Origin of the sequence: Paenibacillus sp. BR1-192, assembly GCF_029542445.1 — a bacterium.
Classification (GTDB): Bacteria; Bacillota; Bacilli; order Paenibacillales; family Paenibacillaceae; genus Paenibacillus_AQ; species Paenibacillus_AQ lautus_A.
In genome coordinates, this window is the sequence record NZ_CP120718.1 from 5,729,741 (window position 1) to 5,742,173 (window position 12,433).

Consider the following 12,433-nt stretch of genomic DNA (forward strand, 5'->3'; position numbering starts at 1 on the left):
ATTTCTAAAATGTAAAAGGACTATCTGCGGAGCCTGCATCCTATAACAGCCAGAGATCCTTCATATCTCCAGGATTTACTACTTTGCCCCGTCTAAGATAACAAGCAGCTTCTGCAGCCAGTTATGCAATGAAGCAACAAAAAAACCCTTGGTACCAAGGGTTCCCGTCTAACTATAAGCGGGTGATGGGAATCGAACCCACGCTACCAGCTTGGAAGGCTGGAGTTCTACCATTGAACTACACCCGCATATCCACCTACAAAAGTGACGCTATGCTTTGGAGCATATGCCGATTACTATTTGCGAGGTCCTAAATCATAAGCGAATCGGGACGACACGATTTGAACATGCGACCCCCTGGTCCCAAACCAGGTGCTCTACCAAGCTGAGCTACGTCCCGATAATCAACATATTGTCTTTTGAAGACAAAAATAAATATACCATGCGTGACACGCAATTTCAACATGTATTTTATGGAAAATGTATCTTAGGCACTAGAAAGCAAGCAGCACCCTTCCGAATGGGGAAAGATGCTGCTCTTTCATACACTGATATAAGATGCAAGGACGCCCTAGCCATCCTTACTTCTTTTTGTCGAACGTCACTTCCGGCGTCGTCAATTTATCGTAAAAATCCACTATTTTGTCTTTATCGTCCGAAGCGCGAAGTGCCATTGCGGAGCGCGGATGTTCGTCCAGGGTGCCTGTAATCATGTAGGGCATGATGTAACCCCACTCCTCTTTTTCGCGAAGAGGGATCATGAAGCGCTCAATAATGTCCAGTACCGGGCGCAGCTCGTACTTCGTGCCTTTCAAGTGGGTAACCAAAAGCTCGGTCGGACAGTTGCCGGCCGCGCGGCCCATGCCGTACACGGACGCATCCAGAAGCTCAACGCCGAGGTCGGCGGCTACCAGCGTGTTGGAGAACGCCAGCTGCATATTGTTATGGGTATGAACGCCAAGACGTTTGTTCGGCAGATGCGTCTTGAACTTATTTACCAGGTATTCCATGTCTTTATGATCCAGGCTTCCGTAAGAATCGACGATGTACACCACATCCACGACGCTCTCCCTGATCATCTCAAAGGCTTCCAGCAGCTCATTCTCCATCACGTTGGAGAGGGCCATAATGTTCAGCGTCGTCTCGTAACCGCGATCATGGAAGGTCTGAACCAGCGCAAGCGCCTTATCCACGTCTTTGATGTAACATGCAACCCGGATGAGATCCAGCAGGCTCTCCTCGCGCGGCAAAATATCATCCTCATCCACCCGGCCGATATCGACCAGTGCGGACAGTTTGGTTTTACCTTTATGGGGAATAACTTCTCGAAGGAATTCATCATCCAAAAAACGCCAAGGGCCGGCTTGATCAGCGCCTTTTAGCAGCTTAGGCGAATTTTTATAACCGATTTCCATATAGTCCACGCCAGCCTCATTCAGGCCTGCATATAAATTTTGCACGAATTCTACGCTAAAATCCCAGTTGTTCACCAGTCCGCCATCGCGAATGGTACAGTCTACAATCTTTGTCTGACTACTCTTAATCATTCTAAGCTAAACTCCTCTCGGCAATTTTCTCTTCATCATACTTGAATGCCGGTTGAAAAGTAAAGCATAACATGTGCATCAATCCTTGACGGCCTCGGCCTCTCGGAGTATCCAGTCGCTGATGGTTCGGACGAGCACGCCGGTTGCCCCTCTGGGATCCACGCCCCGCTCCTTGGACAAGTAAGCCGTACCTGCAATGTCGAAATGAACCCAAGGCAGCCCGTCAGCAAACGTGCCTACAAAAAGACCGCCCGTGATCGTCCCGCCTTCTCGCCCGGTTTGATTTCGCAAATCAGCCACCTCGCTCTTCAATTTATCCCAAAACTCCGGATAGGATGGGAGCGGCCATATTTTTTCGCCGGCCCTACGGGAAGAAGCGATAAGCTCCTGCAAAAAGGTTTCGTCATTGGTTACGGCCCCGGTGGCGATATCCCCAAGCGCCGAAACGACGGCCCCGGTCAACGTGGCCACATCAATCAGGCGCGAAGCGCCGAGCTGTTTGGCATGGGTTAATCCATCCGCGAGCACGATGCGGCCCTCGGCATCCGTGTTCAGCACTTCGACGGTACGGCCGCTCATCGTCGTCACGATATCGCCTGGTTTAAAGGCGCCGCCGCTCATCACGTTCTCCGCAGACGGGATCACCATCACGACATTCGCCTTGGGGCGAATACGCCCGAGAGCCTCCATAACGCCCAGCACTGTAGCCGCCCCGCCCATATCGCTGATCATATCCTCCATCCCGGCTGCCCTCTTCAGCGAAACGCCGCCGGTATCAAACGTGATTCCCTTGCCGACCAGGCCGATCACATCGTCCCATGTCTCCCGTCCCTGATAACGGATCGTAATCATGCGCGGCGGATGTATGCTGCCTTTCCCTACGGCCAAGAGACCGCCCATTCCTTTCTCGACCATGGCTTCCTCATCCAGGACCTGTGCTTCGAAGCCGTACCGCTTCGCCAGCTGAAGCGCCTTCTGGGCCAAGTCTTCCGGTAACAGTTTATTGCCGGGAAGGTTCGTCAAATCTCGTGCCAGGCAGGTTGCTTCTCCAATCGCTTGGCCCAGCGACATGCCTTCCTTCCACGCGGCTTCAAATTCCGCTTCCGCATTTCCTTCTATATAATAGAGGATTTCTTCTAAATCCGTATGTTCGGAAGCATCTCGTTTATAATGCGGTTTCCGGTAACTTCCCAGGATAAAACCTTCGGTTAAAGCCTGAGCCGCGTCGCGGGGCGTCTGTTCGGCGGTGAAGCTGACCATCGTACGCGGAATTTGAATGGCCGCGCTGCGTATTCCCGATTTTACGGCCGCCTTCGCCGCTTGAGCTGCAACCAAACGCAGCTGCTCGGATGTCAGGATACCTTCGGGACGGCCTACCCACATTAACAGGCGCGATCCGCTCGAAATGCTCTCCGGCCATACGAATGACCGGTTGGCGGTGCCGTCGAACAGCCGGTTCTCCGCTAACTGCTTTAATAACGGGTCCCAGGCCGCGGAAATGCCGCCCTCCTTCGCTTGTTTTTTAGTAACGGGAACGATGATGGCATCCGCTTGTACTTGCCCGGCTGTTAAATTGCTTTCAAATGTCCATTTCATGTCTCTTCTCCTCCTAAAAAAGAAAAAGCCATTCCATTGGAACAGCTGCTCTTGTATTCAAATCGGTTGCATATCCTCTTAGACTTCCGACACGTCCAGCTTGGGAAACGTGATCACAAACTCGGTCCCGGCCCCAATCTGGCTATCCACGGCAATGGTGCCGCCATGGTTTCGGATGATGCTGTAGCTCACGGACAAACCAAGTCCCGTCCCGCTCTCTTTCGTCGTAAAAAAGGGATTAAAGAGGTGGTTCAGCGTATTCTGATCCATGCCGCCCCCGTTATCCGAAATGCAAATGTTAATATGTTTCCCCGTGTCACGGGCTGAAATATCAATCATCCCGGTAATGTTCTCGTCATGATGCTCATTTATGGCGTCGAGGGCATTTTTAATAATATTCAGAATCACCTGTTTGATCTGCTTGACATCAACGGAAATAAACGCAGGTGGGGTCTTATCGGTATGCAGATTGATCTGGCATCCCTTCATCAAGGCTTCGCTCTCTGTTAATAGAACAACTTCCTTCAATAATGAGGATACGGATACAATCTTGGTCTCTGGAGCCGAGGGTTTGGAGGAATTGAGAAATTCGTATATAATATCGTTTGCGCGATCGATCTCCGTTAGTATGATTCTGGCATACTCGTCCTTTCCCAAACTTACGAGATGCGGACGCAGCAACTGGATAAAGCCTCGAATGGATGTCAGCGGGTTTCGGATTTCATGGGCAATGGAAGCCGAGATTTTTCCCAGCATGGCCAGTTTATCGTTCTGATAAGCGGTTTGCTCAATTCGTTTGAAATCCGATACATCCTTCACGCTGATCAGGAAGTCGCCTTCCATTTGGTCCCCATACGTCATCGTGATCAGCCACGATCTGCCGAATTCATCAACCAATTCATGGAATCTTCGGCGATGGAATACCGTTTCCCGAAAAATGCGAAGTATTTTTTTCTTCTTGAATCTGGAGAGCTGGGGATGACGCAATAGCTGGGTCAGCGTACAGCCTGTCAGCGATTTACGGGATACGCCTAACAGTTTTGCCATCTGCACGTTAACAAATGCCAACACTCCATCACTATCAAAGAGGATAATCCCGCTGTCGAGATTCTCCAGTATGTTCTCATACTTGTTTCTAATAAGCTGACTGGAATGAAATGAACGAATTGCCTGCAGCTCAGATTCACGGATTTGACTCAACAAGATGGCTCCCCCTTTTCTTGAAAAGTTGAACTCACCAAACCGACAAAAAACATGCGAAAAAAATGAGCTTGTCCGCCTCTGAATCAGAAGCAGCCCGAATCTGCTTCCTTCCATGATAGTCATCGAAACAAAGAAACGTCAATCAGAAATCCTGTCGAAAAATGGACAATTGCATAAAAATACCATTGTCATTACTTATGTATTGGGGTTTATGCAATTGATATGACACCCGTCATTGCACAGCTAATGCAAATGATTACCCAAACCCGCTTGATTTGAAACATTAAAAAAGCCCCGGGCATTCACGAGGCTTTATTAATCCCTAATTAAGGCTGCTTCTGGAGTCGGAGCCTGCGCTGGCTCATCACGGCAAGCCGTCTTTTCAGTTCGCCCTGCCACTTCTCGTCCTCCATCCATTTGGCAACCACCAGGAGATCCAGCGACATATCAATCTGACTCTGAACAACCGTGAGCGGATCCTCCGACTCCCGATTGACCACATTCTCAAAAATGGCATCCTCATCTTCCATCACGTAATCCTGAAAATCCACCTGGGATGCACCGTCACCATGGGCATATTCAGCCAATATCTCATACTCATTCTCAACCCGATGATGAACCTCGACGCGATGGCAGACCGGACAAGACAGTAGGGGAACATTATGTACTTGAGTGCGATAATGCTTCAGTGTACCCTTTGTACCCATCATACTAGCCCCACAGCAAAAACTCATATCGTTCACCCTCCTTGTGTGGATTCTCAATCGTTTCAATATTGTATTCGCTTTCAGGCAGGCTAATTCCTTCATGAAAAAAAGCTTGATTTAAAATTTTGGCATGATTTCCTAATCATAAGCCGGCCAACCTATTTATTTAATTATATATTAACGCAAGCGCGGTTTCCTAAACAAAAGTCTTCCCCTATTTCATCCAATAAAATCAAGAGTGAAAAAACCCCCATTACCTGGACGTAATGTCAGGTAATGAGGGTTGCTATTCATGAAATGGAATTACAGGTTGCTATCGCCTGGCTTCCAGTTCATTGCGCACAATCCGCCGGATTGCAGTGCTTGAAGAACGCGAAGCGTCTCTTCTACGCTGCGGCCAACGTCGTTATGGTTAACAACTTGATATTTCAATTCGCCTTCTGGATCGATGATGTACAGGCCGCGCAGAGCAACGCCTTCTTCTTCGATCAGAACGCCGTAGTCTCTAGCTACGTTCTTGGTGATGTCGGAAGCCAGCGGGAAGTTCAATGCTCCCAGACCGTTAGCTTCTTTAGCTGTGTTGATCCAAGCTTTGTGGCTGTGAATCGAGTCAACGCTCACACCCAGGATTTCCGTATCCAATGCTTTGAATTGATCGTAAGCATCGCTGAGAGCCGTGATTTCAGTTGGGCATACAAAAGTGAAATCCAGCGGATAGAAGAAGAATACGAGCCATTTGCCGCGGTAGTCGGACAGGCTGACTTTGCCAAAATCTTTACCGTCACCTGATACAGTTTCCATCGTGAAATCAGGAGCCGCTTTACCAACCAAACGTTCTGCCATGATTGAATTCCTCCTTAACATATGTAAGAAAATACGTGTATTTTCTACATGGTATGTTCTATGAACATTTAATAGAAATGTTATCATCGAGGCTAATCAAAGTCAAGATTGTAGACGTTACTTTATTATAATTATTATAAATAAGAAGTTTTCTTGAACGTACGCTTCTTCTATTAACGGATAGCCGCGGCAATCAAATCGCCCATCTCCGTGGTGCTGAGCGCCTTGCTCTTATCAACGGCAATGTCTGCCGTCCGGTGTCCGGCATCAAGCACCTCGGCAACTGCGCGTTCAATGGCGTCAGCCGCATCCTCGTATCCGAACGTGAGGCGATACATAAGCGCTACGGAAAGAATCGTTGCGATCGGGTTCGCCAAGCCTTGGCCGGCAATGTCCGGAGCCGAACCGTGTACCGGCTCGTACAGACCGAAAGCTCCTTCGCCCATGGATGCGGATGCCAGCATGCCGATGGATCCTGTCAGCATGGCTGCTTCGTCGCTCAGAATGTCACCGAACATATTCTCGGTTACGATGACATCAAAGCTGGACGGGCGGCGCAGAAGCTGCATCGCGCAGTTGTCTACCAGCACGTGCTCCAGCTCGACGTCCGGGTATTCAGGGGCGATGCGGTTTACGGTTTCGCGCCACAAGCGGGACGTTTCCAGCACGTTCGCTTTATCGACGGAAGCCAGCTTCTTCCGGCGCTTCTGTGCAATCTCGAAGGCTTGATGCACGATGCGCTCTACCTCGGCGGTATTGTATACGCAGGTATCTACCGCTTCTTCTCCGCCTGCACCTTCGCGTCTGAACTTCTCGCCGAAGTATATGCCTCCCGTCAGTTCACGAACAACCATCAAGTCGGTTCCTTCCAGAACCTCGGGCTTCAGTGTGGATGCATCCTTCAAGCAGTCAAAAATGACGGCCGGACGCAGGTTCGAGAACAGGCCAAGCTCTTTGCGGATGCCGAGCAATCCGGTTTCCGGGCGAAGCTCCTTCGCGTTGTTGTCCCATTTCGGTCCGCCTACCGCACCAAGCAATACCGCATCGGCGCTTTTGCATACGCTCAGCGTTTCTTCCGGGAGCGGCGTTCCTTTCTCGTCGATCGCAATGCCGCCAAACAACGCATGTTCCGTCGTGAATGAAAGTCCGAATACCTCTTCGGTACGTTTAATGATTTTCTCCGCTTCCGCCACTACCTCAGGACCGATGCCGTCTCCCGCGATTACCGCGATTTTTTTCGTTTCTGCCATCCTTCGTCACTCCTTATTTATATATACACTGGTCGTATTTAATCATCTAGTTACTGTTGTAACATACTTCCCCCTCGATTGACCAAGATATAGAAACTATGAACTTAATTCATTTTGCCTATAAGTAGGGGGAATGTGATCAGGGAGACGGCGTCAAAGAAGTTGTGCAGAAGGTCGAAGAGCTAATTTCGCGAGGGCAGTTCATGCGAGAGCAGTTTATGCGAGGGCTTCGAAGAGTTAATGTGGGAAGCTCCAAGTACGTATCGTTCCTCCAATCGCTGTTGTCGCCGAATTTCTGGATTGTATGTCAGGGGATGAAATTCGGCTCCAAAGGCGACCGCTCCGCTTTTCGGAATCGATTCGTCCTCTCCGCTGCTTCGATGCTAATGAATTGCCAGGTCACCGGAGAAGAGCACATCTCCCTGACCACAAGGGTGATGGGAGATGAAGAGCCGCCCTATGCATAAAAATAGGGCGGCTCTTGCTTTTGTAGGTAACACTTGAATGTAACGACTTGAAGAGATTCTTGGTTGTTCCTGGTCTTGCGCTTTTTGCTTCTTGCTTCGGCTTCTTGCTTCTGCTTCTTACTTCCGCTTCCTGCTTCGGCTTCTTGCTTCGGCTTCCTGCTTCTGCTTCTGCTTCTGCTTCTGCTTCTGCTTCTGCTTCTGCTTCTTGCTTCTGCTTCTTACTTCCGCTTCTTGCTTCGGCTTCGGCTTCTTGCTTCCGCTTCTTGCTTCGGCTTCTTTCTTCTTGCTTCGGCTTCCTGCTTCTGCTTCCTGCTTCTGCTTCTGCTTCCTGCTTCGGCTTCTTGCTTCTTGCTTCTTGCTTCTGCTTCTTGCTTCTGCTCTTGCTTCTTGCTTCGGCTTCTTACTTCTGCTTCTTGCTTCCGCTTCTTGTCTTTGTTTCGGCTTCTTGCTTCTGCTCTTGCTTCTTGCTTCTGCTTCTTGGCTTCTTGCTTCAACTTCATACTTCAGTTACTTACGCCGTTATCCCAATTACTTGCTTCTGCTACTTGGTACTACTCCCTACTTTCTGCTCCCTGCTCTTGCTCTTTAAATTTGGCGAATAACGTGAACAGATGAACCGGCAAGTCGGCTTTCAGTGCAACCATACTAACGTTTCCGAACGCCGTTAGTTACATTTTTCTGCCAATACGCTACAATAGGGGTGAATTTGCCTTATACCCTAAACGACCAAGGAGTGATCATCGATTATGAAGTACGCAGCTCTAGGTAAATCCGGCATGAAAGTAAGTCGTCTGTGTTTGGGGACGATGAATTTCGGTCCTGCCACGGATGAAAAGGAAGCCTTCCGCATCATGGATGCAGCGCTTGATGCCGGCGTCAATTTCTTTGATACGGCGAACATCTACGGCTGGGGCGAGAATTCGGGCCTGACCGAAACCATCATCGGACGCTGGTTTAACCAAGGCGGGGGCCGCCGCGAAAAAGTCGTTTTGGCTACTAAATTCTACGGTTCCATGAGTGATCCTCTGGATGGCCCCAACAATGAAGCCGGGCTGTCGAGCTATAAACTTCGCCGTCATCTCGAAGGGTCGCTGAAACGTCTGCAGACCGACCATATCGAGCTGTACCAAATGCATCACGTCGATCCTTCCGTCACTTGGGACGAGCTGTGGGGCGCTTTTGAGGTTGCGGTTCATCAAGGAAAAATCGGATATGTCGGATCCAGCAACTTTGCCGGCTGGCAGATTGCGGTTGCGCAGGCCGCGGCCCAGAGCCGTCACTTCCTCGGTCTCGTTTCCGAGCAGCACAAATACAGCCTGACCTGCCGATTGCCGGAACTCGAAGTACTCCCCGCTTCGCAGCAGCTGGGTCTCGGCGTGATTCCATGGAGTCCGCTGGACGGGGGACTGCTGGGACGCAATGCCCTTAAAAAAATCGAAGGCTCGCGCAGCGGAGGCAATGCGGAGCGCGTAGAGAAGCACCGCGCGCAGCTGGAACAGTTTGCCGCTCTCTGCCAAGAGCTGGGCGAACCGCAGGATAACGTCGCTCTTGCCTGGGTGCTGAAGAACCCGGCCGTTACCGGACCGATTATTGGGCCGCGCACGCTGGAGCAATTCGAAAGCTCCTTGCGCTCGCTTGAGATCGAACTCGATGAATCCGTGATGAAGCGCTTGGATGAAATATTCCCGGGTCCGGGCGGCGCCGCCCCGCAGGCCTACGCCTGGTAAGATCCGGGCTCCGCATCGATGCCTTAACGAAACCCTTTCTTATCTCGTTGATCAGCTGCATCAATCCGGTATCGGCCCTCTGCTATGAGGCCGTTTAAGGCTCGATGCTAGTGTCTTGATACCTGCATTCCACGTCTGGCCAACCGTTTAATAAAGCAAATAAAAGAGGAGCCGCTTCAATGGCGGCCCCTCTTTTTTATGGCATTCACCTTCAGCGCTCATGCGGAGAGCAGATCTCCCGCCACGCCAAGTATGGATTACAGCGTAGCGCGCTCGCGCCGGCTAAACGTTTTGCGTTTCTCGATCAGGACGTTCACCGCATCGACGTAGGCACGTGCGCTCGCTTCCAGAATGTCGGTGCTCAAGCCGCGGCCTTGCGCGGCCACGTCGTTTTGCGACAGCACGACATGTACTTCACCTTGGGCATCCTTGCCGTGCGTTACCGACTTGATGGAATAATCCGCAAGCGTAACCTCTTCTCCGGTCACCTTGTCGATCGCGTTATAGATCGCGTCCACGGAACCGTTGCCCTCGGCCTCTTCTTCAATCGTCTGATCTTCTGTTGCAATGCGCACCCGCGCCGTCGGCGTTGATTCGTTGCCGTAAGCAACAAAGATCGTTTCCAGCTTGAAGACCTCCGGCGTATCGATCAGTTTCTCCTCCAGCAGAGCCAGCAGATCCTCATCGGATACTTCCTTCTTCTTGTCGGCCAGCACTTTGAATTTGGCGAATGCGTCATTCACCTGTTCTTCGGTCAGCTCATAACCCAGATCCAGCAGCTTCTCCCGGAAAGCATGGCGGCCGGAATGTTTGCCTAATACCAGCTTGCTTTCTTTGAGTCCGATGGACTCGGGGGTCATAATTTCGTAGGTTGTCTTCTCCTTCAGCATACCGTCTTGGTGAATGCCGGATTCATGGGCGAACGCGTTCGCGCCGACAATCGCTTTGTTGCCTGGCACGACCATGCCGGTCAGCTTGCTCACAAGGCGGCTCGTGCGGGCGATTTCGGTTAAGGCCAGCCCCGTCTTCGCTCCAAAGAATTCGGAACGCGTCTCGAGCGCCATCGCAATTTCCTCGATCGCGGTATTGCCTGCACGTTCACCGATTCCGTTGATCGTGCCTTCGATCTGATCGGCCCCGTTCAGAATGGCGGCAAGGGTGTTCGCCGTGGCCATGCCCAGATCGTTATGGCAGTGCGCACTCAGCTGAACCTTCTCGATATCCGGAACATTTTCCTTCAAGTATTTGAAGATGGCCCCGTATTCCGAAGGGTTCAAATATCCCACGGTATCCGGAATGTTCACGACATTGGCGCCTTCACGCACTGCCATGGCGACGACCTCGGCCATGAAATCAAGCTCGGTCCGGCCCGCATCCTCCAGGGAAAATTCCACTTTGGAAAAGTACTTCTTGGCGTAACGGATCGAAGCCTGCGCCGTTTCCAGCACCTGCTGCTTCTCCATCCGCAGCTTGAACTTGCGGTGAATCGGCGAAGTGGCCAGGAACACGTGAATGCACGGGTCCTGGGCGCCTTGAAGCGCTTCGCGAACCGCATCGATGTCATTTTCTCTGGAGCGTGACAATCCAATGACCGTAACGTCCTTAACCGCGCGTGCCACTGCATTCACAGCTGCAAGGTCACCGGGTGACGCCGCTGGAAACCCTGCTTCCATGCGGTCGATTTTCAACTTTTCGAGCTGAAGGGCGATTTCCACCTTTTCCCGAGTGTTCAAATTCACGCCAGGAGACTGTTCACCATCTCTCAGCGTTGTATCAAAGACATAAATCTTTCGCATGTCGGCACCTCCTTGAAGTTTATCTCATGACGTAAACATCCGGCGGCAGTTGATAGAATCCCCTGCCGCCGGCTGCTTAATCTGACGGGTCCGGGCAGCAGCATCATCATCTCATGCCGGACTGCCCCAAACCCCGAAGAATTCCTTATGAATTCTATATATTCTTATTTTTTGATCCAATGCATCATTTCGCGAAGCTCTGCACCCACCACTTCGATCGGATGCTCGGACTCGTTGCGGCGAGTAGCTGTCAGGAAAGCGCGTCCCGATTGGTTCTCAAGGATAAAGTCGCGGGCGAATTTACCTTGTTGAATATCAGACAGGACTTCTTTCATTGCCTTCTTGGTATCTTCGGTTACCACGCGAGGGCCTGTTACATAGTCGCCATACTCCGCCGTGTTGCTGATGGAGTCGCGCATGCTTGCAAGACCGCCTTCATAGATCATGTCCACGATCAGCTTCAGTTCATGCAGGCACTCGAAGTATGCCATTTCCGGCGCATATCCAGCCTCGGTCAACGTTTCGAAACCTGCTTTGACCAATGCGGATACACCGCCGCACAATACCGCTTGCTCACCGAACAAGTCTGTTTCGGTTTCTTCGCGGAAGGAAGTCTCGATAACGCCTGCGCGAGTACAGCCGATGCCTTTTGCATAAGCAAGACCGATCGCCTTAGCTTGTCCAGTCGCGTCTTTCTCGATTGCGATCAATCCAGGTACGCCAAAGCCTTCAACGTACGTACGGCGAACCATGTGACCCGGGGATTTAGGAGCAACCAGAAGAACGTCGTTGTCCTTAGGAGCTACGATTTGACCGAAATGAACGTTGAAACCGTGGGAGAACATCAGTGCCGCGCCTTTTTTCAGGTTTGGCTCGATATCGTTTTTGTACACCGCTGCTTGCGTTTCGTCCGGCATCAGGATTTGTACTACATCCGCACGGCTAACGGCTTCCGCTACAGGGAGTACTTCGAAACCGTCGTTTTTCGCTTTGTCGAACGATTTGCCTTCACGAAGACCAATGACAACCTGAAGTCCGCTGTCGCGCAGGTTTTGCGCTTGGGCATGACCTTGGCTTCCGTAGCCGATAACCGCGATTGTTTTGTCTTTCAGCACGCTGAGTTCTGCATCTTGTTCATAATAAGTAGTAATTGCCATTTGTATAAGTCCTCCTTTGATTTTAAAGACCCTTCATGATGAGCGGGTATCTCAATAGACCGCTGCTTACCCGATCTGCTGAGACACCCGCTCATGCCATGCAGGTGTCTAACGCTTATATTGCAATAACTTTGTCATCC

11 protein-coding genes and 2 tRNA genes are annotated in these 12,433 nt (G+C 50.9%); 2 read left to right on the forward strand and 11 right to left on the reverse strand.

Annotation, left to right across the window (positions count from 1 at the left end):
- Positions 1 to 177 precede the first annotated feature (177 nt).
- The 8 genes from P0X86_RS25835 to leuB form a co-directional block, all read right to left on the reverse strand.
- Positions 178 to 248, reverse strand: a tRNA-Gly gene (locus P0X86_RS25835).
- 78 nt (positions 249 to 326) lie between these two features.
- Positions 327 to 400: transfer RNA gene (locus P0X86_RS25840), tRNA-Pro, on the reverse strand.
- 181 nt (positions 401 to 581) lie between these two features.
- Positions 582 to 1,547, reverse strand: a complete 966-nt coding sequence (locus P0X86_RS25845) for an aldolase catalytic domain-containing protein (protein WP_009593056.1) — start codon at positions 1,545 to 1,547, stop codon at positions 582 to 584.
- Between the two features lie 78 nt (positions 1,548 to 1,625).
- Positions 1,626 to 3,143, reverse strand: a complete 1,518-nt coding sequence (locus P0X86_RS25850) for a leucyl aminopeptidase (RefSeq protein WP_277746797.1) — start codon at positions 3,141 to 3,143, stop codon at positions 1,626 to 1,628.
- A gap of 78 nt (positions 3,144 to 3,221) precedes the next feature.
- Entirely contained in the window at positions 3,222 to 4,346 is a 1,125-nt protein-coding gene (locus tag P0X86_RS25855) for an ATP-binding protein (RefSeq protein WP_192570746.1), read from the reverse strand.
- Positions 4,347 to 4,672: 326 nt separating this feature from the next.
- Positions 4,673 to 5,080: a hypothetical protein gene (locus tag P0X86_RS25860; RefSeq protein ID WP_015737147.1), complete on the reverse strand. Its 408-nt coding sequence runs from the start codon at positions 5,078 to 5,080 to the stop codon at positions 4,673 to 4,675.
- Positions 5,081 to 5,356: 276 nt separating this feature from the next.
- Positions 5,357 to 5,896, reverse strand: a complete 540-nt coding sequence (locus tag P0X86_RS25865; protein ID WP_009593058.1) for a peroxiredoxin — start codon at positions 5,894 to 5,896, stop codon at positions 5,357 to 5,359.
- A gap of 173 nt (positions 5,897 to 6,069) precedes the next feature.
- Positions 6,070 to 7,146, reverse strand: a complete 1,077-nt coding sequence (leuB, locus tag P0X86_RS25870; RefSeq protein ID WP_015737148.1) for a 3-isopropylmalate dehydrogenase — start codon at positions 7,144 to 7,146, stop codon at positions 6,070 to 6,072.
- 203 nt (positions 7,147 to 7,349) lie between these two features.
- On the opposite strand from leuB, the gene P0X86_RS25875 reads away from it, so the two are divergent.
- On the forward strand, positions 7,350 to 7,613 hold the full coding sequence (locus P0X86_RS25875) for a hypothetical protein (RefSeq protein ID WP_277746798.1): 264 nt from the start codon (positions 7,350 to 7,352) through the stop codon (positions 7,611 to 7,613).
- A 218-nt stretch (positions 7,614 to 7,831) separates the two neighbouring features.
- On the opposite strand, the gene P0X86_RS25880 is transcribed toward P0X86_RS25875, so the two are convergent.
- Positions 7,832 to 8,113, reverse strand: a complete 282-nt coding sequence (locus P0X86_RS25880) for a hypothetical protein (RefSeq protein ID WP_277746799.1) — start codon at positions 8,111 to 8,113, stop codon at positions 7,832 to 7,834.
- A gap of 246 nt (positions 8,114 to 8,359) precedes the next feature.
- On the opposite strand from P0X86_RS25880, the gene P0X86_RS25885 reads away from it, so the two are divergent.
- Positions 8,360 to 9,340, forward strand: a complete 981-nt coding sequence (locus P0X86_RS25885) for an aldo/keto reductase (protein WP_009589355.1) — start codon at positions 8,360 to 8,362, stop codon at positions 9,338 to 9,340.
- 257 nt (positions 9,341 to 9,597) lie between these two features.
- On the opposite strand, the gene P0X86_RS25890 is transcribed toward P0X86_RS25885, so the two are convergent.
- Together P0X86_RS25890 and ilvC are read right to left on the reverse strand one after the other, a co-directional pair.
- Positions 9,598 to 11,136 (reverse strand): 2-isopropylmalate synthase, encoded by a 1,539-nt coding sequence (locus P0X86_RS25890; RefSeq protein WP_009589363.1) that lies wholly within the window; start codon positions 11,134 to 11,136, stop codon positions 9,598 to 9,600.
- 164 nt (positions 11,137 to 11,300) lie between these two features.
- The gene (ilvC, locus tag P0X86_RS25895) at positions 11,301 to 12,293 is read right to left on the reverse strand and encodes a ketol-acid reductoisomerase (RefSeq protein ID WP_009589347.1); all 993 of its coding nucleotides are present in this window, start codon (positions 12,291 to 12,293) and stop codon (positions 11,301 to 11,303) included.
- Positions 12,294 to 12,433 lie beyond the last annotated feature (140 nt).